A 22,914-nucleotide genomic window follows, 5' to 3' on the forward strand; every position below is an offset into this window, starting at 1 on the left:
GCGCGTAGCGCTGTCATCTGGGGGTGGAGGTCGGGTGGCGGGAGGGAGGGCCGGCGCGTAGCGCCGTCTTCTGGGGGCCGAGGTCGGGTGACGGGAGGGCAGAGACGGGGGCGTGGTCCCGAGCGAGCCGCTCGGGCGCAAGCGCTTCGGGCAGCACGACGGTGAAGACCGCGCCGCCGCCCGCGCGGGCGGTCACCCGGGCCATCCCGCCGTAGCGCTCGGACAGTCGGCGCACCAGGGCGAGGCCGATGCCGCGGCCCCGGGAGGAAACGGTGACGCTCTTCGTGGACCAGCCCTCGGCGAAGATCCGCTCGCGCATCTCGGGCGGTACCCCGGGCCCGGTGTCGCTGACCCGTACGACCGCGGTGGTGCCTTCTGCGCGGAGCTCCGCCTCGACGAAGGGCTCCGCGCAGCGGTGTTCCGCGGTGGCGTCCAGCGCGTTGTCGATCAGGTTGCCCAGGACGGTCACCAGGTCGCGCGGGTCGACCACCGTGTCGGGCAGCAGCGTCGCCGGGGAGATCCGCAGCGCGACACCACGTTCGGCGGCGATGGCCGCCTTGCCGACCAGCAGCGCGGACAGCAGCGGGTCGTGCACCCGCTCGGCGATCTGCTCCGCGGACGCCCGGTGCGCGCTGGCGACCTCCGCGACGAATTCCACCGCCGTGTCGTACCGGCCCAGTTCGAGCAGCCCGCGGACCGTGTGCAACTGGTTGGCGTGCTCGTGGTCCTGGGCCCGCAGGGCGTCCAGCAGGCCCTGAGTGCTGTCGAGTTCCCGTCCCAGCAGCTCCAGTTCGGTGCGGTCGCGCAGGGTCACCACGGCCCCGCCGTCGCGGGTCGCCACACGGTTGGCGACCAGCACGCGCCCGCCGCTGACGGCCAGCAGATCACTGCCGTCCACCCGTCCCGCCAGGACGTCCGTGGTGCGGCCCGGCGGCAGCACCTCGTCCAGGGCGCGGCCGGCGGCGTCCGCGCCCAGCCCGAGCAGTCGCCCGGCCTCGTCGTTGACCAGGCGGATTCGGCCCTTCCGGTCGAAGGCGACCACGCCCTCCCGGATGCCGTGCAGCATCGCCTCGCGCTCGTCCAGCAGCGCGGAGATGTCGGCGGTGGCGACCCCGTGCGTACGGCGGCGCAGACTGCGGGCGACCCCCACCGCGGCCAGCACGCCGACCGCGAGCGCGGCGCCCGCGTACCGCAGCAGCCCGGGGATGGCGCTCAGCAGCAGCCCGTGCACGCTGTCGTAGGCGATCCCTACCGAGACCGCGCCGACGATGGCGCCGCCGGGGTCGCGCAGCGGCACCTTCGCGCGGGCCGAGCGGCCCAGTGTGCCGGTGTCGATCTGCCGGACCTCCTGACCGGCCAGGGTCCTGCGGGGGTCGGTGGAGACGTGATGGCCGATCTCGGCGGTGTTGGTGTGCGACCAGCGCACGCCGTGAGTGTCCATCACCACGACGTACAGCGCCCCGGTGGACCGGCGTACCCGCTCCGCGGCGGACTGCACCGGGCCACGCGGCGCGGGTGCGGAGGCGACCAGATTGCGGGCCAGCTCCGGGTCCGCGGCGGCGGTCTGGGCGATGGACAGCGCCCGGCGCATGGCCTGATCGTCCAGCGCATGGCTGAACGGGGCGAGGAACAGGCCGGTGGCCAGCACCATCACCCCCGTCGTGATCGCCACCTGCGCGATCAGGACCTGAGCGAAGACGCGACGGGGCCAGTGGAGCCGCATCCGGTCCCCCTTGTCTCGGCGGCCCTGCGCAATCCTGCGGAACCGACTCTTCCTGTTGGTTTCGAACCAACGCAACGTAAGCCGCCTCAGCCCGGCTGCCCAGCCCCCGTCGAACTTTTGTTGTTCCAGCGTGAGCAAAATGGGCACAACAGGGTTTGCGCGCAGAAAGACAGCTTGCGCCCACAAGGCTGCCGCTGTGGCCCGGGTCACTCCTAGCCTTCCGCTCCATGAACAGCCACACGAGCCCCGCCATCGAGCTACGGGGAGCGAGCAAGACCTTCCGCACCCCATCGGGCGGACTGCACACTGCCGTCCGGGACTTGGACCTGACCGTCGGCCGCGGCGAGTTCGTCGCCGTGGTCGGCCCCACCGGATGCGGTAAGTCGACCACCCTGACCCTGGTCAGCGGACTGGAAGAGCCCACCGAAGGCGACGTCCTGGTCGCCGGCGAACCGGTCCGCGGCATCGGCGACAAGGTCGGCTTCGTCTTCCAGCAGGACGCCGTCTTCCCCTGGCGCACCGTGCTGTCCAACGTGATGGCCGGCCCGCGCTTCCGCGGCGTCCCCAAGGCCGAGGCCAGGGAACGGGCCCGCGAATGGCTCGCCCGGGTCGGCCTCACCGCCTTCGAGGACCGCTACCCGCACCAGCTCTCCGGCGGCCAGCGCAAGCGCGTCGCCCTTGCCGCGACGTTCGTCAACGACCCCGAGATCCTGCTCATGGACGAGCCGTTCTCCGCGCTCGACGTCCAGACCCGGGCCCTGATGTCGGACGAGCTGCTGGACCTGTGGTCCGGAACCGGCGCCTCCGTCGTCTTCGTCACCCACGACCTCGAAGAGTCCATCGCCCTCGCCGACAAGGTCGTCGTCATGACCGCCGGCCCGGCGACCGTCAAGGAGGTCTTCGCCATCGACCTGCCGCGCCCCCGCCGGGTCGAGTCGGTGCGGCTGGAGCCGCGGTTCATCGAGATCTACCGGGAGATCTGGTCCTCGCTCGGCGAAGAGGTCCGCATCACCCGCGAAAGGGGCGCCGCACATGCCGCCTGAGACCGCCATCGCACCGGCCGCCACCACCAAGGTCGACACCGCCGGCTCCCGTACGCAGGCCAGGGCACGGGCCGCCCGGAACCACAAGCTCCTCGTCTACGGCACCCGGATACTGCTCCTCATCGGCCTGCTCGGCCTCTGGGAAGGGCTGGCCCGCGCCGCCGTCATCGACCCCTTCAACTTCTCGATGCCGTCGAAGATCTGGGACCAGATCACCCAGTGGGCCGTCAACGGCACCCCGCAGGGCCCCCTCGTGGAACAGATCTGGTACACGCTCTACGAGGCGCTGCTCGGCTGGGTCATCGGCGTCATCGCAGGTGTCGTCCTCGGCATCGCGCTCGGCCGCATCCGCTTCCTGGCCGATGTGCTCGGCCCCTACATCAAGGTCCTCAACGCCTTGCCGCGGATCGTCCTGGCCCCCATCTTCCTCATCTGGTTCGGCCTCGGACCGGCCTCGAAGGTCGCCTCCGCCGTTGTCCTGGTCTTCTTCCCGGTGTTCTTCAACGCCTTCCAGGGCGCCCGCGAGGTCGACCGCAACCTCGTCGCCAACTCCCGGATCCTCGGCGCCAGCAACCGCCAGGTCACCCTCCAGGTCGTCATCCCCTCCGCCACCTCCTGGATCTTCACCAGCCTGCACGTCAGCTTCGGCTTCGCCCTGATCGGCGCCATCGTCGGCGAGTACATCGGCGCGACGAAGGGCCTGGGCCTGCTGGTCTCCGCTTCCCAGGGCACCTTCAACGCTGCCGGCGTCTACGCGGCCATGGTCATCCTCGCCGTCGTCGCCCTGCTCGCCGAAGGGCTGCTGGCCTTCCTCGAAAAGCGGCTCTTCCGCTGGAAGCCGGCCGACCCCGGCGAAGCCCGCTGAGCCCCCTTCCCCTCCGCCCCTCACAAGGACGTGACCATGCGTACCCAGCTCAAGATCTCCGCCGCCGTGGCCGCCGCGGCGCTCGCCCTCACCGGCCTGACCGCCTGCGGCGGCTCCTCCTCGGGGGCGTCCGCGGACGGCAAGGACGGCAAGCTCAAGATCATGGTGGGCGGCCTCGACAAGGTCATCTACCTCCCCGCCCGACTCACCCAGCAGCTCGGCTACTTCGAGGCCGAGGGCCTGGACGTCACCCTGCTCACCGAACCGGCCGGCGTCCAGGCCACCACCTCCCTGCTCTCCGGTGACGTCCAGGGCGTCGTCGGCTTCTACGACCACACCCTCGACCTCCAGGCGAAGAACAAGCAGGTCGAATCGGTGGTCCAACTGGCGCGGACCCCCGGCGAGGTCGAGGTGGTCTCCCACAAGGCCGCCGGCGACATCACATCCCCCAAGGACTTCAAGGGCAAGACGCTCGGCGTCACCGGCCTCGGCTCGTCCACCGACTTCCTCACCAAGTACCTGGCGGTCAAGAACGGCGTCAAGACGGAGGAGTTCCACTCGGTCGCGGTCGGCGCCGGGCAGACCTTCCTCTCCGCCCTCCAACAGGGCTCCATCCAGGGCGGAATGACCACCGATCCGACTGTGGCCCAGGTCATCGACAAGAACCTCGGCAAGGTACTCGTCGACATGCGCACCCCCGAGGGCTCCAAGCAGGCACTCGGCGGCCTCTACCCCTCCTCCAGCCTCTACATGAACACGGACTGGGTGAACAGCCACAAGGACACCGTCCAGAAGCTCGCCAACGCCTTCGTCAGGACGCTCAAGTGGATGTCCGCCCACACGCCCGAGGAGATCGCCGCGAAGATGCCCGCCGACTACGCGCAGGGCGGCAAGGAGCTCTACGCCAAGGCCATCAAGGACACCCTCCCGATGTTCACCAAGGACGGCGTGATGCCCGCCGACGGCCCCTCGACGGTCGAGCGCGTCCTGAAGTCCTTCAACCCCAACCTCAAGAACGCCACGATCGACCTGAAGAAGACCTACACCACCGAATTCGTCAAGAAATGACGACGGGCGCTGCGACATCCCTGATGCCGTAAAGGGGGTTGGACGAGAGAGGTGCTGGGCTCGGAGACGGCCGCAGGGGCCTGGCCGGTCGTACGGAGACGGCGATGCCACCGAACAGGAAGCCCAGCGGTGTTGCGGGCAGCTGCCGAGGCGCGACGCTACCCCCAACCTTCTTGGCGGCCCCACCGATGGGGCGCCCCGCCTCCGGGGCCGGCATGACTGCTCCCCCTCTGTTGAACGCACCGCCTGGGGGTGTCACCAGCCCCGGAGGCATCGGCAGACCGCTGATCAGAGGCATGGCCCCTGGCTTCTTCGGAGGCAGGGAGGCTCTTCGCAAGGAGACGGAAGCGAGCATTCTGTTGGGCCCCTTAGGAGCGGTAGCGGACCAGGTGCTCGAACCCCGCGCGGTGGTCCATCAGCCAGGAGAGAGAACAGCCCCTGGTTGATGACGCCGGCATCCGTACCTCGCTTGTACTCGACGACGACCGGCGCACCGTTCTCATCGAGACCGAGCGAATCGATCCGGCCGCCATGGACCGGCCCGGTGCTGTACTCGCTCGCCAGCGCCACATCAGGCTTCGCCCTGTCGTGACGCACTGCCGCGGTGATCGCCGTGGCAGTGTCATTTCCCCGGGTCGGCTCACGTATTGAGGCCGGCCTGAGTATGCGGGCAAGGCCTGCCGGGCGGTCGATCGGTAAATGCGTAGCGTGTTGTCGCGGGTGTCGGGATACTGCGTCGGTGACTCGTGCTGCACTGCCTCAACCGCTTCGGCCTCGCGCCCTGACGCCCGGTGATCTCGTCGTCATCGCCTCGCTGTCCGGGCCGCTCGATACCGATCAGGTGCCCGGACTCAAGCGGTCGGTGGCCGTGCTTGAGCGGATGGGATTCCGCGTGCGCCGGTCGCCGCTACTCGAAGCGGGGCGGCACCATTGGTGGAGCGCTGCTCCGCCGGCGGAGATCGCCGAGGAGTTCAATGCTCTGCTGCGTGATCCTGAGGTCCGCGCGATCATCGCGCATGATGGCGGCCAGACGGTGCTCGGTTACCTCGACCTGATCGACGTTGAGGCGATCACTGCCGATCCCAAGCCGATCCTCGGCTACAGCGACATCTCGCTGCTGCATCTGGTGCTCCACGCGCGCACGGGTCTGGTCGGGTTCCATGCCGACTTGGCCACGCCTGGGCTCGGCGAGGCGTGGCAGGCTGCGCCCATAGCTCGTAGAGCGGAACTTGAGAAGCTCTACTCGACGCTGCTGACCGGTGCGGAGGCGATCGGTGCGCTGCCTGCCGGCCCGTCGTGGGAGTGCTGGCGTGCCGGTCGTGCCGAAGGCCGGCTGATCGGCGGGGTGCTCAATCGCATCGTGCTGGCGCAGGCGACGCGCTTCGCGCTGCCGCTCGAACGGTTCGACGGCGCGGTGCTGTTCTGGGATGAGATGGGCGGCCACGCATCGCATGTGTGGAGCTATCTGCAGGTACTGCGGCACTGCGGCATCCTCGATCGGATCTCCGGCATGGTCGTGGGCATTCCGCGCGAGATCGGCGGACTCGCGCCCGACGCGTCCCCGACCCTCCCCGAGATAGTCCTCGACGTCCTCGGCGACCGTGATATCCCGGTCCTGGGCAACGTCGAGTTCGGACACGCCGGCCCCAACCTGCCGATGCCGGTCGGCATCCACGTCGGCCTGGATGCGCAGCAGCGGACATTGTCGCTGCTCGAACCGGCGGTACGGCCGCACATGGTGACGGGACCGGCCGGCTGAGCAACGCCGATCAGTGAGCCGACGGCCTCGGCAGCACCCCGGGGCCGACTCAGCCTTGGTGACCGGCCCTTGGGTCGTCCGGCCGGGTGTGGAACTGTGCTCACGGCGCCATACAGCGCCCTTCGCGGGGTGGTCGCTGTTGGGGCGCCGGACGGACCGTCAGCGACCGAGGAAAGGGCCTGGCGGGCGGCTCCTGGTGCCACTCGAACGCTTCCGTCACTGCGGCGGTGGAGCCGCCCCACCGGGGTCGCTCCACCGCCGCAGCCGGGCGGGTCTTCACTTGTGGGCGCTGATCACACCGCCGTCGCTGAGCACGATGTACACACCGTTGGCGTCGACCCCGACGTCGTGCCCCTTCGTCTCCAAAGTGGCGGCCACACCCTCGAAACCGATGATCTGCGCGCGGTACCGCAGCTCGCCGACCTTCGTGACCTTGGCCTTCCAACCGCCCGCGAGCTTGAAGGTGCCCGGCCCCTGGTGCCCACCGCCCATCCAGGAATGGACCTCGCCACCCATCGTGAGCACGATGAACATGTCGTTGGCGTCGAGCCCGGCGTCGGCGTCCTCGCCGGTCGTCTCCATCGTGGCCAGGACCGAACCGTTGCCGACGATCTTGGCACGGTAGCGCTGACCGCCGAGGTCATAGATCTCGGCCTTGCTGATGCCGTCCGCCAGACGCTCGGTACGGACCGGGGACGCCGCCCTGCCACCGGCGTGCGCGCTGCCCGGCCGCTCGCCCGCAGCGCCCGCCTTGGTGTCGCCCTTGGCATCGGGGCTCGCCTTGTCATCGGTGCTCTGCACTCCGGACCAGCCCGAGGCGGTGGAATTGGCGGCGGCAGAACTCGTGCCCGTGTGGCCCGCGGACTTCGCGTCGGCGTCCGAGCCGGAGCAGGCGGTCAAGGTGAGGCCGGCAACTGCGGTCAGCGCCGCGGCGGCGATACGCAGGGTACGGCGACGGGCGGTGCGGCCAGTGATGCTGGAGCTCGTGCGGGAACGGCGCCCATGGGCTGCGGGTGTTCGACTGGGCCCGTGTCGAAGTCCGCCCCCGGCATCGCGAAGACCGCCGCCACTGGGTTGTTGCCCGTCGCAGTGTCCGCCGGCCCGAGGAGATCTCCTACTACATCGCCTACTGCCCGGCCGGCACCACCCTGGACGAGTTGATCCGTATCACCGGCACCGCCGGACTGCGCACACAACGGTGTGCGTCTGTTCAACGTGGCCGCCACCCGCGGAAATCGTGCAGCAGCAGGACGAGTTGTCATTGCTGCCGCCTCGTCCGGGCCCTCGCGTGAAGCCGGTGATCACCGACGGGGCGCCGGGCACAGCTCCGGACTCGGTACCCAACGCCGGGTCGGAGGGCTCGCGTTCGCCCCGCTGCGCCGGTACCGCCGCCTGCGGATCTGTGGGGAGATCCGCGACGACATCCACGAAGCCTTCCCCGCCTCGGTTGGCAGCAAGCCCCTCGCGTTCTGCACGAGACGCCTGCCACCCCGCGACAGCCGAGCACGGAGGAAATCCTGACCACGTCCTGCCTGCACGTGGATCGGAGGGCTTGGATCAGCATCCGGCCTGGACCTGCTGCGGTGCACAACAGCCGTGCCACCAGCGCAGTCATCGAAATGTCATCGCGATGTGAACAGCCCTGCCTAGCGTCTGGTGCGTTCATTGCAAGGCACGTCCATCACCCCAGGGGGAGATCAGGAAATGTCGAAAACGAGCAGGATGACACGGGCTCTTCGCACCGCGGCCATGACAGTGGTGCTGACCGCCGGCACCGCCGTCGCGTTCCCCGCCGCCGCGCACGCGGCCGACGCGGAGCACTACTACATCGAGATCGGCGGCACGGGCCCCACGGACAACCAGGACGGCTGCCCCACCACCACGCGTTCCTACACCCCCGCGAACGACGCCCTCGGCCTCGGCGCCTCCGCGATCAAGGTGTGCTACCCGGCCACCGCCGGTCCGCTCATCGGCCCCACCGGCGGACTCATCGAGCCCCCCTCGAAGGTCAACCCCGAGGCCCTCACCGCGCCGACCTACGACGCCAGCGTGCAACTGGGCTACCAGAGGGGGCTGCAGGCGGCACAGGACACCCACAAGGCTCATCCCGACGCCCGGATCACGATCACCGGCTACTCCCAGGGCGCTCAGGCCGCGGACCTGGTGCTCCAGGCAATCGCGGGCGGCAGCACCGGCGTTCCGCGCTCCCAGGTCAACGGCATGCTCTATGCCGACCCGATGCAGCCCGACACCGGCTTCGGGGCGCATCTCCCCAAGGGTCTTGGCATCCCCGGGGTGGCCACCGCTCCCGGCACCGGCCCGGCGGAGTTCAACGGCATTCCGGTCAGGCGGTACTGCATCGTCGGTGACCCGGTGTGCGACTTGAGGTCCCTCACGAACGCGCCCGGCTACTTCAGCAAGCACCCGAGGTACCCGGAGTTCGTCATCCCCAAGAACCTCACCCAGGACGGTCAGGACGGCGTCCAGTGGGTGAATGACAACGGAGACCCCGTGTAGGGCTCCTGCTGGATCGGGGGCAGGGGGAACTCCGTCCCGGCCGGGCACGTCCCGGCCGGGACGGCTCCGTCCGAGGGGTCAGGAGTCGTCGGCGCTCGGCTGACGTCGCCGGGCGAGATCGTCCAAAGCCCGGGAGATTCTGGCGCGGTTGGCGTCGGCAGCGGGGAGGGCGGTGGCCCGTTCGAAGAAGTCGCGTGCTCCGGCGAGGTCTTGCGCCGCGGCACCGTGCCAGAGCAGCCGATGGCGTATCGCGATCTCCGACTCGGTGCCGGTCTGCTCGTCCAGCACCTCGCGTGACCGGCGGTGGAGTTCGGCAGCCGCCTCCGGGTTGCCCAGGTTCAGTTCGGCTGTGGCCAGCCTGCCGAGGACAGCGGAGTACAAGGGGACATCCCCGAGACGCCTGGCCAGGTCCTCGGCCTTCCCCAGTGTGCCGACGGCGTCGGCGGGCCGGCCGAGGTCGAGCTGGAGACTCCCGAGGCGGAGCAGAGTCTTGCCGTGGAGCCTGGGGCTGCCGGTCTTCTCGGCGAGGGTGATCGCCTCCGTGTAGCGGTCGTACGCCTTGTCGTACTCTCCGAGCTGGTGGTGCATATCGCCGACCCGGGTCATGACCGAGCCCGTGAGCCAGTCGTCGTGTTCCAACTTTCCGGCCAGGCCGGCGACTTCGGCGAAATGAGTCATGGACTCGGCTATCCGCCCCTCCAGATTGGCGAATGTCCCGAGACCAGCCGCGGCTCTGGCCTGCTCATGCAGGTCACCGGCCCGGCGACTGACGTCCAGCGCTTCCGTGAACCAGGTGCGGGCCTGCTGGTAACGGCCCTGCAGGCCGTACATGATGCCCAGGCCCGTGCGCAGTGCGGAGACCATCCGCCGGTCGGCGGCCTGCCCGACCAGCGGCAGCAGCATGTCCAGCGCCGTGCGGCACTCGTGGAACCTGCCCTGTCGGGTGAGGTAGTCGACCAGGCCCTCGGCGATCCAACAGGCGTCGTCCAGACGGCCCACGGCCACCGCCTGGCCGATCACGTCGACCAGCTCACTGCCCGCCGCGTCCAGCCAGGTCGTCGCCTCCTCCCAGTCCGCGAAGGGCCCGGTACCCTGCGGGCCGGTCAGGAAGGAAGAGGCGCCCCAGTCGGCGGCGCAGCGGGCGGCGGCCACGTACAGCCGGAACACACCGCTCCGGGCTGCCGCGACCTCGTCGGGAAACGCGGCGGCGACGCGACGGGCGTAGACCGCCACCAGGTCGTGCAACCGGTAACGGTCGGCGGCCACCTGCTGCACCAGACTCGCGTCGGCCAGGCGTTCCAGGGCGTGCTCGGCGTCGGAAGGCGTCCAGTCGAGCAGGGCGGCCAGCGCCAGCCGGTCGAGATGCACGGTGGGCGACAGGCCCAGGGCGCGGAAGGCACGCTGCTCGGCGGCCGGAAGGTGAGCGTAGGAGATCCGGAAAGCGGCTTCGACGCTGCGGTCCTCCACGGCCAGCTCGTCGAGTCGGCGCTCGTCGTCGGTCAGCCGCGCTGCGAGGGCCTCCACCGCCCACAACGGCCGGTTCTGCATCCGCGCCCCGACGATGCGCAACGCGAGCGGGAGTCGACCGCACAATCCGGCCAGCTCGCGCAGGGCCACACGCTCGCGGTCGAACCCCTCACCACCCACGATGCGGGCCAGCAGCCCCGCCGCCTCGTCGATGTCGAGAGGGGACAGCGAGACCCTACGGTCCGCGTCCAGCCCCATCAGACGCTGACGGCTCGTCACTATCACCATGCTGCCGGAACCGGCGGGCAGCAGCGGTCGCACCTGCTCGGCGCAGGAGGCGTCGTCGAGTACGAGGAGCAGCCGGAGTGGAGCGGTCGCCGCCCACCATGATGCGGCCAACTCGTCCAGATCCTCGCAGTCCTCCCCTTCACCGGCTCCCACCGTCCGCAGCAACCGGCGCAGTACTCGTTGCTGCCCCGCCGTCTCACGGTCCTCGCGGTGCCCGTGCAACTCCACGAACAGGCAGCCATCGGGGTACTGGTCCCGCAGTGCTCGCGCCGCGCGCACCACCAATGCGGTCTTCCCGACCCCAGCCATGCCGTCCACCGCACGGACGGTGACCACTTGGGGATCGGCAGGCGCGACGAGGCGTTCGACCTCCTGGTCCCGGCCCGTGAAGTTACCGATCTCGACGGGTAGTTCATGGCGTACTCGACGCTCGGGGCGAGCAGGACCCGGATGGTGCGGGGCGGCCGGCTGTTTGGGCAGCTGTTCCCTCGCCAGGTCCCGCCGTACGGCGGTGCCGAGGACGGACGTGTCATCGCCACGGAGGACTGCCTCGTGCGCTCGTCGCAGCTCGGCGCCGGGCTCCACCCCTTGCTCACTCACCAGCCGGCGGCGCACCGCGGCGTAGACGTCCAGCGCGTCGGCCTGCCGGTCGCCGGCACGGAGGGCACGCATGAGCAGGGCGGCCAGCGCCTCGTTGTAGGGGTGGGTCGCCGTCAGGGAGAACAGTTCGCCCACGGCCTCGGCATGCCGTCCCAACCGGAGCTGGCAGTCCACCTTGTCCTGCACCAACGCGAGCCGATGCTCCGTCAGCCGCAATCGCTCTCCCTCCGCGAAGGGCCCGGGGATTCCGGCCAAAGGTTCGCTGCGAAACAGCCCCAGTGCCTTGGACCATGCCTCCACGGCTGCGTCCAGGTCTCCGGAATCCCTCGCCGAACGCCCTTCAGCGGCGTTCTCCTCCCATCGCGCCACGTCCACACATGCGTTCCGTGGGACGAAGCGGTAGCCGCCGCTGACGGTGACGATCACGGAATCCGCTGAGCCTTTTCCGCGAGCATCCAGACGTCTGCGCAGTCGGTGCACATAGACCGGGATCACCCTGGCCCCCGTCCCGGGAGGCTCCGAACCCCACACCCCGTCGAGTAGCTGCTGCCGGGTGACCGCCCTGTCCGGTCTCAGCAACAAAGCCGCCAGCAAAGCCTGTTCACGAACCGGCCCGAGCTCCAGATGCGCGTCGCCGCGCCAGGCTTGGATCGGACCGAGCACAGCGAATCGGAGTTGTTGGTTTGCATCCGTGGATAACTCGCACGTCAACGGCACACGGGGAGCTTATAGGGACTTCTGGTGCCGCATCAGGGAACCCTTGGTACAAGGCCGGGTAGTTGACGTTCTCGGGCCCCGGGCACATGAGTTGGTGGGCATTTCGTGGCGATGTAGACACTGGTTCCGGCTTTGCGAATGCGCCCGCTTTCGGCGCAAGCGCCATGGTCAGGTCGGTGTCCTCGGCGAGGATGTGCTCGCTTGGGACAAGAGCTCTCACGTCGGCACAGAGCCGCGTTACGGAGCCCGTTCCGCCTCGGCGCCTCAGTCCCCGAGTGCCTCGGCGCTTCAGGCGGACCGTTTCCCGGTACGCCGCGCCGTTCCCTTGGTTCCGGCCGAGGAGGCGCTGCCACCGCCGGCCCACAGGGAGCGGACATGGCCCAGGTGCTTGGCCATGCACTTCTCGGCCATCTTCGCGTCACCCGCGAGCATCAGCTCAAGCAGCTCCAGGTGTTCCTCGGCCGAGGGGATCAGCTCACCCCGCTCGTCCAGGGCGGTGAGCCCGTACAGGCGGGAACGCTTGCGCAGGTCGCCGACGGTCTCGACGAGGCGGCCATTGCCGCAGAGCGCGAGGAGCGAGAGATGGAACTGCCGGTCGGCCTCCAGATAGCCGATGAGGTCGTGGTCACGCGCCGCCCGCACGATCTCCTCGGCGACCGGGCGCAGCGACTCCAGCTCCTCGCGCCCGGCACTGCGGGTGACCCGGCCGACCATGGGAATCTCGATCAGCGCGCGGACCTCGGCGTACTGATCGAGATCGCGCTCGCTGACCTCGGTGACCCTGAAGCCCTTGTTCCGGACGGGCTCGACCAGGCCCTCGCGGACCAGGTCGAGCATCGCCTCGCGTACAGGGGTGGCGGAGATGCCGAAGTCCTCGGCGAGCGTGGGCGCTGAATACACCACACCCGGACGCAGTTCGCCGGAGATCAGGGCGGCCCGCAGGGCGTTGCTCACCTGGTCGCGCAGCCGCTCCCGGCCGACGTTGAGGTCGCGGTGCTGCAGGTGCCCCATAGCGGTTCGTGATCCCTTCGGTCTGGCCTGGAACCATCACCGTACAATGTCACGTTGCTCCAGTGGGTGACAGGGGGTGGGTCCGGCCTGCGGTGGAGAACTCCGGCGCCACCCGGCCCTGTTCGCGCGGACCGTGACGGGAGACCTTGTCGCCACCGAACGGCAGGTGGAAGTCGACGCCGGTGGACGGTGCGTTGATCCGGCTCATTCCGGTGTCGATCCGGTCGAGTCCGCACAGCGCCGCGTCGAGTCCGGCGGTGTGGACCGAGGCGACCGGGCTGTACGGCACGGAGTTGGTGATCCGCACCGCGTGGGCCAGGTCGGTGGCGGGCAGCAGGGCCGCGAGGGGACCGATGGCGGGCAAGTGATCCGGCAGATCCGGGCGGCAGCCGACGTACGTACGCATCGCCCGGCCCCCCGGCCAGGACCGGGAAGCGCGCGGTGGCCTGGTCCGCCGGCCGCATCGGCGTCATGGTCGGCCGCCTACACCTTGCGGCGCACGACGCGCGGCAGCGGTTCGGAGACCAGGAGGTTGCCCTCGCCGACCCCCGTCGTACCGCCCGCCACAGGGCCGCGGCCGAGCACGGTGACGCGGAGGCCGGACCGGGCGGCGTGGTAGGCGCAGGCCACACCGATCACACCCGCCCCGACGACGATGACGTCTGCGGAGTTCCTCGCGAGCACAACGGGGATACTTCACTCTGCACTGTCCGGGCCAAGGTGTCGCGGTCAATTGCCGTCAACACGCCTCAACTGCCGAGGAGTTCTCCCATCCACTGCTCGACCGCGTCGGGTGTACGCGGCAGCGCACCCGACAGCGTCCGTGCGCCTTCCGCCGTGATGATCAGGTCGTCCTCGATGCGCACGCCGATGCCGCGCAGCTCGGCGGGGAGCGTCTCGTCGTCGGGCTGGAGGTAGAGACCGGGCTCGACGGTGAGCACCTGCCCCTCTTCCAGCACCCCGTCGAGATACGCCGTCGCGCGCGCCTGGGCACAGTCATGGACGTCCAGGCCGAGCATGTGCCCACTGCTGCAGAGGGTGTAGCGGCGGTGGAGGTCGCCGTCGGCGCTCTTCAGTACGCCCCAGTCGGCGAGCCCTTCAGCGATCACCCGCATGCCCGCCTGGTGGAAGTCACGGAAGCGGGCGCCGGGCTTCAGCGCGGCGATGCCCGCTTCCTGTGCGGCGAGGACGAGTTCGTACACTTCCCGCTGGACGGGCGAGAAGCGGCCGGAGAGCGGCAGCGTGCGGGTGATGTCCGCCGTGTAGAGCGTGTCGGTCTCCACCCCCGCGTCGAGCAGCAGCAGCTGGCCGGGGTCCAGGGGGCCGTCGTTGCGAATCCAGTGGAGCACGCATGCGTGGGCGCCGGAGGCGGCGATCGTCTCGTAGCCGGTGCCGTTGCCCTCGGCGCGGGCACGCAGATTGAAGATCCCCTCGATCCAGCGCTCGCCGCGCGGATGGGCGAGGGCCCGCGGTAGTGCCCGCACCACGTCCTCGAAGCCCGACGTGGTGTGGTCGACGGCCAATTGCAGCTGCGCGACTTCCCAGGCGTCCTTGATCAGCCTCAACTCGCTCAGTGCGGAGGCGAGTTCGGGGTCGGACGAGGCGTCGCGCCCCGGCGGCACCGCGCGGTACGAGTCCAGGTGCACGCACCGGATGCCGGTCATCCGCTCGGCCTCGGCGAGGTCGGGGCGGCACCCGACCCAGAACTCCCCGTAGCGGCGGTCCCGATAGAACTCGTCTCCGTCGTCGCGCGGTGAGCGGGGGCGCACGTACAGCACCGGCTCGTGCCCCCGCGGCCCGTCCGGCTCCAGGACCAGCAGATGGCCGGCCTGGTCCTCGCCGGTCAGTCCGGTCAGCCACGCGTAGGCACTGTGCGGCCGGAAGCGGTGGTCGCAGTCGTTGGAGCGGACCTTGAGCTCGCCCGCGGGGATGATCAGCCGCTCGCCCGGGAAGCGGGCGGAGAGGCGCGCACGGCGGGCGGAGGTCAGCTCGGCGACGGGGTTCCGGATGTCACCGGGCGGCGGCGTCGCGGCCCAGTGGCCGGACAGGAACGCGGCGAGTTCCGCCGAGACCGGTAGGTCATGACTCGCCGTACGGATTCCGGACATTGCGGTGTTTCTGGTGGCGATGGAGTCGTCCATGGCAGTGGCCCCCTCGGGCTCGGGTGGGTGACGGAGTCACCGACACCTCTTCAGTGCAATTTCACATTGTTATGCTACCGGCCACTCTCCCGCCCGGTACATCCGAGCCGACGAAGACAGGCGACCGGCCCGTGGTAGTCCACGATCCAGCGGACGGCGGCACCCAGGCGCCGTCGGTCGGCCTCCGGTCCGATGACCCCAACTGCCGCTCCCCCCAAGGAAATACCTCCCGTCCTGACGCACCATCAGCTCCCTCCGTTGCTTGCCACCCTCTTTTACTGCCATGTGAACTGTGAAATTGTACGGTCACGCTTTCCGCGAGCATGACAGCTCCGAGAGTGCGCAACTTCCGCGCCATCACGGTCCGTATCCCCCACCGCCGTGCTCCGCGCACGGCTGCCGACCGGCCTGGAGGCCATCGCTATGCGTAGACCCCCCACCTGCAAGAGACTCGCCCAACTGCTGATACCTACCGTGGCCGCCGCCTGCCTGGGGCTCACCACGCTCGCCCCCACAAGCGGTGCGGCACCGGTCGGCGCCGCGGCGTCCAAGCCCGCACCGAGGTCGGCCTTCGGCCCACAGCCCGCCTCCGCCACCGTGCTCGCCGCCGATCTCGCACCCGGACACGCCGCCACCCCCGCGCGATCGGGCACGAAGGCCGCGAACTCCGCGCAACGTCCTCCGCTCCCCGCGGCCCAGAACGCCGCAGAGCGCAAGCGGGCCCGCTCCGCGTCGAAGGCCGCGGCGGACTGCAACGTCAGCGACTTCACCTCGAAGACCGGCGCTGCCCTGGTCGAGCAGATCAAGCAGTCGGAAACCGCCTGCATCAACACGCTGTTCAGCGTGGCCGGTGAGGACTCCAAGGCCCTCTTCCGCGAGGAACAGATGGTCACGGTGGCGAACGCACTCAAGGATGCCGCGACCAACTACCCGGGGGACAACAGCACTTCCGCAGCCCAAGAGGTGCTGTACCTGCGCGCCGGCTACTACATCCAGTACTACCAGCCGGAGAACGTCGGCGCATACGGCCCGACACTGAAGAGCGCCATCGAGGGCGCCCTGGACGGCTTCTTCGGATCGTCCCACGCCTTCGACGTCACCGAGGCCAACGGAGAAACCCTGGCCGAGACGGTCACTTTGATCGACAGCTCCGAAGAGAACGCCCGCTACCTCGACGTGGTCAAGCGTCTGCAGAAGGACTACAACTCGTCGTACGACCAGTTCTACGGGATGCTCGCGGCGGTCAACAACACCTACACCGTGCTGTTCCGCGGCCACCAGCTGCCGGAGTTCACGGAAGCCGTGAAGGCTGACCCGAGCGTCCTCACCGGACTGCGGGACTTCGCCGTTGCCCACGATGATCTGCTCGGCACCGACAAGTCCTACCTGGCCAGCAACGCCGGACGCGAACTCGGCCGCTTTCTGCAGCACGCCGGCCTCAAGGACACTGTCAGGCCGCTGGTCAAGGAACTGCTCGGCCGCAGCGAGATCACCGGGCGCACCGCCCCGCTCTGGGTCGGCCTCGCCGAGATGACGGACGCGTTCGACAAGGGGAACTGCGCCGATTACGACACCTGTGACCTGCAGAACCGCGTGCGCGACGCCGTGCTGACGGTCAAGCACACCTGCGGTCCGAGCGCGAAGATCCTCGCGCAGGAGCTGACCGCGGCCGAGCTCTCGGCCACCTGCGACAGCATCCTCAAGCAGGACACCGTCTTCCACGGCATCGTCAAGGACAACGGCCCGGTCAAGGACGACAACAACACCAACATCGAAATCGTCGCCTTCAACTCCAGCACCGACTACCAGACTTACGCCGGTATCGTCTTCGGTATCGACACCAACAACGGCGGTATGTACCTGGAGGGCGACCCGGCCGCCGAGGGCAACCAGCCGCGCTTCATCGCCTACGAGCAACCGGACCAGGACGGCGCCTTCCAGATCTGGAACCTCAACCACGAGTACACCCACTACCTCGACGGCCGCTTCGACATGTACGGCGACTTCGCAGCCGGGCAGACCACTCCGACCGTGATGTGGATCGAGGGTTTCGCCGAGTACGTCTCCTACTCGTACCGCGGGGTCACCTACGACAGGGCGATCGAGGAGGCGGGCAAGGGCACTTATCGGCTGAGCCAGCTCTTCGAGACCACCTACGACAACGCCGACACCACCCGCATCTACCAGTGGGGCTACCTGGGCGTCCGGTACATGCTCCAGTCACACCCCGAAGACGTGGCCACCCTGCTCGGCGACTACCGCGCAGGCGAGTACGACGCGGCCCACACCCTGCTCCGCGACACCATCGGCACCAAGTACGACGCCGACTTCGCCGACTGGCTGAGCAAGTGCGCCGGTGGCGACTGCGGCCAACTGCCGGCCCGGAGCAGCCGGTGACCGGGGCCTCGGCCACCGGCAAGAACTGAGCAGGTACTGAGCCAGGAGCCTGGTGTCCGGCGCATCGTTCGTGCGCGACCTGGGCAAGGGTACCGGCCGCACCGGGAGGGAACTCTCCGCCCGGTGCGGCCGGCACCCCGCCAAGACCACCCGCATCCACAAGTGCGAGGCCATACTTTGAGAACCGGAGAATCCGAAATGCCCGAACAGGCCGACGAGATGCAGGGACCGGTACAGCCACGAGCATCCCTGCCGCCTGGGATGGGACGGAGAACAGGGGGGCACTTGCCGGGCGTTGGGATTCTCGCGGGCGAAGGACGTGCATTCCGGCGGGTCTTCGTCGTCTCACGACTCTCACGCAGATCTCACCGACTGTGTGGACGCCCCCAGGCACGACGCCCTGACCTGGCGTTGAAGCGCCTGTCCTGGACCTGCCGGATGCCCCTGGACGGTCGCTACGACCTGTGCCGGGCAGAAGCGCGTCGCCGCCCGCTTCAAGTCCAGCGCGACACTGATCAGCTCACCCGTGCATCACCGTACGAACCTGCTGAATTCCTCGTTCCACGAGCCTGACGTGCTGTGCCGTCGGCAAGGTCTTCCTCCGCCGCTCGTGGCAGCGCCCGTCACGACAGGCCGTCCCGACTACAAGCCCGCCTGCTGTGTGACCTCGCCGAGGGGCCTGGGCCGAGCCCCGAAGCCGTCGCCGCGAAGGGGAGGCCGGGGACGTGGCCGGTGCTCATATGCCCCAGCCGCCGCCGACGGCCCTGCTTGACAGGAACGAGTCGCGCAGTGCCTTGCGCAGACCGGGAACGAGTTCGTCGAAGCGTTCGGTGAGTGCCTTGAGCGTGTGCTTGTGCTCGCGCAGCTCATCCCTGGTGAACACGCTGGTCACCTCGCATTCGGCGGGGAGCACGGCCAGGGTCAGCTCGTCCGCCGGGATGGCTGCCGGATCGAGGCCGGCCAGCACGGCGTTGCGTGCCGTCTCCTGCAGGGCGAGGATCTGCTGCGGGTCATTGACGGTGACCTGGTGGGAGGTGATCGGCGACAGATTCCGTTTGCTCGGGAGCGTGATGCCCCCCGCCGTGGCGAGCTGGTCACGTACGGGTTCTTCGGCCGCGTATGCCTTGTTGTGCACGAACTGAATCCAGTTCTTCGGCTTTTCCGTGGGTGTGTCGCGCCACACCTCGGCGAGGAAGGAATCGCTCGGCGGCTTGGCGGCGCGTCGTGCGACCTTGCCTTTCTCTACGGTGAGCAGCCCGTCGAGGGACAGCTCGGTCAGCGCCCCGGCGCGCAGCAGCTGGCCACGCCCCCGGAGATCGGCGACCTCGAACTTCCCTTTGTCCACGGTGTAGCAGATCAGGTACAGCCGCTGCGGCAGTGTCTGGTTCATTTCACTTCCTGAGTGCTTTCGCCGTTGAGTACTTGTGGTGCGGGGCTACAGCCATCCGCGCTCGCGGGCTACGCGGGCCGCTACGTGGCGGTTCTCCGCGCCGAGCTTCGCTGCCGCCGCCGACAGGTAATTGCGTACCGTTCCGGGGGACAGTGCCGCCCGCGCCGCGATCTCCGCTACCGGCGCTCCGTCCGCGGCCAGCGCCAGCAGTTCCGCCTCCCGGGAGGTCAGCGGTGACTCGCCCGCGGCGATGGCGTCCGCCGCCAGCTCGGGGTCGATGTAGCGGCCCCCTTCGTGCACCGTGCGGATGATCTCTGCCAGTTGCTGCGCGGAAACGGTCTTGGGGACGAAGCCGCGGACCCCGGCGGCCAGCGCCCGCTTCAGCGCTCCGGCCCCGGCGTGGCTGGTGACGATCATCGGCGTGCACTCCGGCACCGTTTCGCGCAGTAGCGCCGCCGCCGCGACGCCGTCGGGTCCGGGCATCTGCAGGTCCAGGACGGCGACATCGGGGCGGTGGGCGCGGGCCATGGCGAGGGCCTCGTCGCCCGAGCCGGCCTCGGCCACGACGGCTATGTCGTCCTCCAGAGCGAGGAGAGCGGCGAGGGCGCCGCGGATGAGGTGTTCGTCCTCCGCCAGCAGGATCCGGATCATGCGGGGGCCTCCCCTGGGATCCTCGCGGTCAAGCGGAAGGCGCCGTCCGGGCGCTGTTCCGTGGACAGCGTGCCGTCCAGGTCGGCCAGGCGCTCGCGCAGACCCGGCAGGCCGGCGCCGGCGGCCGATGGCTCGGCGCCCGCCCCGTCGTTCTCCATCACCAGCACCACCGAACCCGAACCCGTCGCGCGCACCGACACCTCGCAGCGCGAAGCGCCGGACGCGTGCCGGAGCACGTTCGTCGTCCCCTCGCGGACCACCCAGCCCAGCGCCGACTGCACATCGGTGGGCAGCCGCCCGGCCGGGCCGTTCTCGATCCGGCAGGCGATCCCGGCCGCTTCGAGTACCGACCGGGCGCCGACGAGTTCGGTGTGCAGATCGGCGGTGCGGTAGCCGCGGACCACCGCCCGGATCTCGCGCTGCGACTCCTGCGCGATGCGTTGCACCTCCACCATCTCGTCCACCGCTTCTTCCCTTCCCCGCCGCGCCAGTTGGGCCGCGAGTTCGCTCTTCAGGGCCACGACGGCGAGGTTACGGCCGAGTACGTCGTGCAGGTCGCGGCCGAAGCGCAGCCGTTCCTCGGCCACGGCGAGGCGGGCCTCCGTCTCCCGGGCCGCAGCCAGCTCCTCGACGTGGCGCACGCTCCAGCCGGAGAAGCGGAACGCGACCGCCACGAGCGGCACCAGGAGCAGGCCGCCGCCGCCCACGAGGACCAGCAGGTAGCCCGTCAGCCCACTCGCGGTGGCCGCTCCGATCGTCGCCAACGTCACCGCCGTGACCAGCACGGCTCCGGTGCGGCGCGGGAGCGCCAGGACCGGCGGGCCTGCGTAGTACATCAGCATCCACAGCAGGTACGGCGTCGCTTCCCTGTCCTCGATACGGCCGGTGGCCAGCAGTACGCAGCCCAGGGCGACCACCGTGACGGTCACGGCGGTGTACAGCGCGACGAGTCGGCGGGGACACGGGGCGGCGCCGAGGTAGTGGCACAGGGCGGCGCGGTTGAGCAGCGCCTGGAGGATGACGTGTGCGGCGACCAGCGCCGCCACCAGGGCAAGCCAGGCCGGGCCTGCGTCCACCATCGCGACCCAGAATGCCCACAGTCCTGCCTCGAAGAGGGCGAAGAGGGTGATGCTGGAGAGCGTGTAGTGGCGGAAGCGGTCGGGGCTGTCCCGACCCCCGAGCCGCTCCCTCCAGCGCGCCATGCTCATCGCGGTCTCCGTGGTGTTCAATTCCGTGGCTCCCAGCGGAACCACCGGTACACAGCAAACACCGCCGCGCCCGTCCACATCAAAGCGAAGAGCGTCAGCCGACCCTGATCCACAGCGCTCAGCCCGCCCGTCCAGCCGCCCCGCAGCAGGTCCATCACCGGCGAGAACGGCAGCCAGGCGCCGACCTGTCCAGCCGTGCCCGGCAGCAGCTCACGCGGCAGGAACAGCCCCGACCCGGCCATGGTCACCAGCATGAACGGCAGGAACGTCAACTGCGCGCTCTCCGCGGTGCGGGTGAAGGCGGCCGTCAGCGCCGCCCCGGCGACCAGCAGCGCCACGCCGGTGAGCAGCCCGAGGGCCACCAGGTGCGGGGCGGCCGGCGCGGGCGCGTCCAGGGCCGCCGTCAGCCCGGCGATCAGCAGCACGCACTGCACCAGCGCCAGCAGCACCGCCGGAAGCGCGCCGCCCGCGAGGACCTCCCAGTCACGGACCTCGCCGGTGCGCAGCCGCTTGAGTACCAGGCCCTCACGGCGCAGCACGTACACGCCGACCAGGTTCGTGTAGACGGCGAAGAACAGTGCCATCGCCAGCGCACCGGGCAGCAGGACGGTCGCGACCGACAGGCCGGTGCCGCCCAGATCCAGGCTCTTGACCATGCCGCGCATGGCGAAGGCCATCGTGACGGGCAGCGCCAGCGCGGTGAACATCGACGCCTTGCTGCGCAGCAGCAGCGTCAGCTCGGCGCGGCCGAGGGCGGCAAGGCGGCCGACGGCGTCGGTGGGCCGGGGAGCCCGGATGGTAGGGGTCGTAGCGGTCATCGTGCCGCCTCCAGGTCCTTCGCGATGTGCATGAACGCCTCCTCCAAAGTCGCCGAACGGGCGTCGAGGCCGCGCAGCGAGACGTTCTCCTCCCGGGCCCACAACAGCAGCCCGGTTGCGGTGTGTTGGAGGTCACCGGTCTCCATCCGGACCGTCCGGCCGGCTTCCTCGTAGCAAGTCACCCCGAGCGGCGCCAGCGGCGGCAGTTCCCCCAGGCGCCGGCCCGGGGGCAGCTCGAAGCTGATCTGCGAAGGCCGCTCGGCAACGACGTCGGCGACCCGGCCCGAGGTGGCTATGGCCGCCTGGTGCATGATCGCGAGCCGGTCGGCCAACTGCTCGGCCTCCTCAAGGTAATGGGTGGTGAGCAGCACCGTCGTGCCCTGCTCCTTGAGCTGCCGGATCAGCTCCCAGGTGTCGCGGCGGGACTGCGCGTCCAGACCGGTCGTCGGCTCGTCGAGGAACAGCACCTCCGGCCGCCCGAGCAGCGCCAGGGCGAGGTCGAGGCGGCGGCGCTCGCCGCCGGAGAGCTGTTTGACCCGTACTTTCCCACGCTCCACCAGACGCACGAGCTCCAGGGCCTCGTCCACGGGACGGGCACCGCTGGTGCAACCCGCCCACATCCGCACGGTCTCCACGACCGTCAGCTCCGTCGGGAAGCCGCCCTCCTGCAGCATCACCCCGATGCGGGGACGCACGGCGGCGCGCTCACGGTACGGGTCGCGGCCGAGCACCCGGACGGTCCCGGCGGCGGGGGCGGCCTGCCCCTCCAAGAGTTCGAGGGTGGAGGTCTTGCCGGCGCCGTTGGTGCCCAGGAGAGCGAACAGCTCACCACGTGCGACGGTGAGGTCGATGCCGCGCACGGCCTCGAAGCCCTGATAGCGCCGCCGCAGGTCCGCGGTCTCAATGACTGTGTCCATGTGATCCAGGGTTCCGGCATGCCGGGCCCGGCGGGAGTGCGGTCTGTCATGAGGCGGAATGACATCTGTCATGCAGTCCCCGGAGAGAGCCCGGCCCTACGCCGCAGCGCCCTGCAAGCACGAGATCCGCGGGAACCTCAAGGCCGTTCCGGCGACGGGTGACGCCAGGCGCTGTTGACCTGGGGAGAAGTCCCATACGGACCAGCACCATGCTGACCACCACGGCCCCGCCCACATGACGCACCAGGCAGCGGCCTCCCATACCGATTCGTACCGGAAGACGCGCGGCGGCCAACGCCCGGCGAGTGGCCGGTTCGTCGTCCGCGCCCCGCCG

The 22,914-nt window shown here is 69.7% G+C and carries 18 protein-coding genes and 3 pseudogenes; 8 read left to right on the forward strand and 13 right to left on the reverse strand.

Going from position 1 to position 22,914, the window contains the following annotated elements; translation table 11 throughout:
• Window positions 1-13 precede the first annotated feature (13 nt).
• On the reverse strand, window positions 14-1,723 hold the full coding sequence (locus LIU39_RS09820; protein WP_227046241.1) for a sensor histidine kinase: 1,710 nt from the start codon (window positions 1,721-1,723) through the stop codon (window positions 14-16).
• Between the two features lie 227 nt (window positions 1,724-1,950).
• Here LIU39_RS09820 and LIU39_RS09825 point away from each other — a divergent pair, with 227 nt between their 5' ends.
• The 3 genes from LIU39_RS09825 to LIU39_RS09835 are packed head-to-tail and all read left to right on the forward strand — an operon-like array spanning window position 1,951 to window position 4,699.
• Window positions 1,951-2,766, forward strand: coding sequence for an ABC transporter ATP-binding protein (locus tag LIU39_RS09825; RefSeq protein WP_227046242.1), 816 nt, complete (start codon window positions 1,951-1,953; stop codon window positions 2,764-2,766).
• Window positions 2,756-3,631: an ABC transporter permease gene (locus LIU39_RS09830; protein ID WP_227046243.1), complete on the forward strand. Its 876-nt coding sequence runs from the start codon at window positions 2,756-2,758 to the stop codon at window positions 3,629-3,631. Before LIU39_RS09825 ends, LIU39_RS09830 begins: the two co-directional genes overlap by 11 nt.
• Before the next feature lie 36 nt (window positions 3,632-3,667).
• Window positions 3,668-4,699, forward strand: a complete 1,032-nt coding sequence (locus LIU39_RS09835; protein WP_227046244.1) for an ABC transporter substrate-binding protein — start codon at window positions 3,668-3,670, stop codon at window positions 4,697-4,699.
• Window positions 4,700-5,073: 374 nt separating this feature from the next.
• Here the strand turns inward: LIU39_RS09835 and LIU39_RS09840 are convergent.
• Window positions 5,074-5,308, reverse strand: a pseudogene (locus tag LIU39_RS09840) (hypothetical protein); the annotation flags it as partial.
• Between the two features lie 130 nt (window positions 5,309-5,438).
• On the opposite strand from LIU39_RS09840, the gene LIU39_RS09845 reads away from it, so the two are divergent.
• Complete coding sequence (locus LIU39_RS09845) at window positions 5,439-6,458, forward strand: S66 peptidase family protein (protein ID WP_227046245.1); 1,020 nt, start codon at window positions 5,439-5,441, stop codon at window positions 6,456-6,458.
• A gap of 276 nt (window positions 6,459-6,734) precedes the next feature.
• Here the strand turns inward: LIU39_RS09845 and LIU39_RS09850 are convergent, their stop codons facing one another.
• Window positions 6,735-7,433, reverse strand: a complete 699-nt coding sequence (locus LIU39_RS09850) for a hypothetical protein (protein WP_308409361.1) — start codon at window positions 7,431-7,433, stop codon at window positions 6,735-6,737.
• 8 nt (window positions 7,434-7,441) lie between these two features.
• On the opposite strand from LIU39_RS09850, the pseudogene LIU39_RS09855 reads away from it, so the two are divergent.
• Window positions 7,442-7,636 (forward strand): annotated as a pseudogene (locus LIU39_RS09855) (IS701 family transposase); the annotation flags it as partial.
• Window positions 7,637-8,180: 544 nt separating this feature from the next.
• Window positions 8,181-8,975, forward strand: a complete 795-nt coding sequence (locus LIU39_RS09860; protein ID WP_227046246.1) for a cutinase family protein — start codon at window positions 8,181-8,183, stop codon at window positions 8,973-8,975.
• Window positions 8,976-9,053: 78 nt separating this feature from the next.
• On the opposite strand, the gene LIU39_RS09865 is transcribed toward LIU39_RS09860, so the two are convergent.
• The 5 genes and pseudogenes from LIU39_RS09865 to LIU39_RS09885 all read right to left on the reverse strand — a co-directional run bounded on the left by LIU39_RS09865 (window position 9,054) and on the right by LIU39_RS09885 (window position 15,199).
• A complete protein-coding gene (locus LIU39_RS09865) occupies window positions 9,054-12,047 on the reverse strand; it encodes an AfsR/SARP family transcriptional regulator (protein ID WP_308409358.1) in 2,994 nt (997 codons plus the stop codon).
• Window positions 12,048-12,335: 288 nt separating this feature from the next.
• The gene (locus LIU39_RS09870; RefSeq protein WP_227046248.1) at window positions 12,336-13,058 is read right to left on the reverse strand and encodes a GntR family transcriptional regulator; all 723 of its coding nucleotides are present in this window, start codon (window positions 13,056-13,058) and stop codon (window positions 12,336-12,338) included.
• 49 nt (window positions 13,059-13,107) lie between these two features.
• Window positions 13,108-13,464, reverse strand: a complete 357-nt coding sequence (locus LIU39_RS09875; RefSeq protein WP_372463835.1) for an aldehyde dehydrogenase family protein — start codon at window positions 13,462-13,464, stop codon at window positions 13,108-13,110.
• Between the two features lie 101 nt (window positions 13,465-13,565).
• Window positions 13,566-13,742 (reverse strand): annotated as a pseudogene (locus LIU39_RS09880) (FAD-dependent oxidoreductase); the annotation flags it as partial.
• A gap of 65 nt (window positions 13,743-13,807) precedes the next feature.
• Window positions 13,808-15,199, reverse strand: a complete 1,392-nt coding sequence (locus LIU39_RS09885; protein ID WP_227046249.1) for an aminopeptidase P family protein — start codon at window positions 15,197-15,199, stop codon at window positions 13,808-13,810.
• Window positions 15,200-15,622: 423 nt separating this feature from the next.
• On the opposite strand from LIU39_RS09885, the gene LIU39_RS09890 reads away from it, so the two are divergent.
• Together LIU39_RS09890 and LIU39_RS09895 are read left to right on the forward strand one after the other, a co-directional pair.
• Window positions 15,623-17,596: a collagenase gene (locus LIU39_RS09890; protein ID WP_227046250.1), complete on the forward strand. Its 1,974-nt coding sequence runs from the start codon at window positions 15,623-15,625 to the stop codon at window positions 17,594-17,596.
• A gap of 52 nt (window positions 17,597-17,648) precedes the next feature.
• Complete coding sequence (locus tag LIU39_RS09895; protein ID WP_308409359.1) at window positions 17,649-17,777, forward strand: hypothetical protein; 129 nt, start codon at window positions 17,649-17,651, stop codon at window positions 17,775-17,777.
• 555 nt (window positions 17,778-18,332) lie between these two features.
• Here the strand turns inward: LIU39_RS09895 and LIU39_RS09900 are convergent.
• Genes LIU39_RS09900 through LIU39_RS09920 form a run of 5 tightly spaced genes read right to left on the reverse strand, consistent with a single transcriptional unit; the run spans window position 18,333 to window position 22,580 of the window.
• Window positions 18,333-18,986 (reverse strand): GOLPH3/VPS74 family protein, encoded by a 654-nt coding sequence (locus LIU39_RS09900; protein ID WP_227046251.1) that lies wholly within the window; start codon window positions 18,984-18,986, stop codon window positions 18,333-18,335.
• A 45-nt stretch (window positions 18,987-19,031) separates the two neighbouring features.
• Window positions 19,032-19,637 carry a response regulator transcription factor gene (locus LIU39_RS09905; protein ID WP_227046252.1) on the reverse strand — a complete coding sequence of 202 codons (606 nt, stop codon included), beginning with the start codon at window positions 19,635-19,637 and terminating at the stop codon, window positions 19,032-19,034.
• Window positions 19,634-20,866 (reverse strand): sensor histidine kinase, encoded by a 1,233-nt coding sequence (locus tag LIU39_RS09910; protein WP_227046253.1) that lies wholly within the window; start codon window positions 20,864-20,866, stop codon window positions 19,634-19,636. Before LIU39_RS09910 ends, LIU39_RS09905 begins: the two co-directional genes overlap by 4 nt.
• The gene (locus tag LIU39_RS09915) at window positions 20,863-21,663 is read right to left on the reverse strand and encodes an ABC transporter permease (protein ID WP_227046254.1); all 801 of its coding nucleotides are present in this window, start codon (window positions 21,661-21,663) and stop codon (window positions 20,863-20,865) included. The genes LIU39_RS09910 and LIU39_RS09915 overlap by 4 nt, the downstream gene beginning before the upstream one ends.
• Window positions 21,660-22,580, reverse strand: coding sequence for an ABC transporter ATP-binding protein (locus LIU39_RS09920; protein WP_227046255.1), 921 nt, complete (start codon window positions 22,578-22,580; stop codon window positions 21,660-21,662). The genes LIU39_RS09915 and LIU39_RS09920 overlap by 4 nt, the downstream gene beginning before the upstream one ends.
• Between the last annotated feature and the right edge of the window lie 334 nt (window positions 22,581-22,914).

This window comes from Streptomyces pinistramenti, from assembly GCF_020564935.1.
Lineage (GTDB): Bacteria > Actinomycetota > Actinomycetes > Streptomycetales > Streptomycetaceae > Streptomyces > Streptomyces pinistramenti.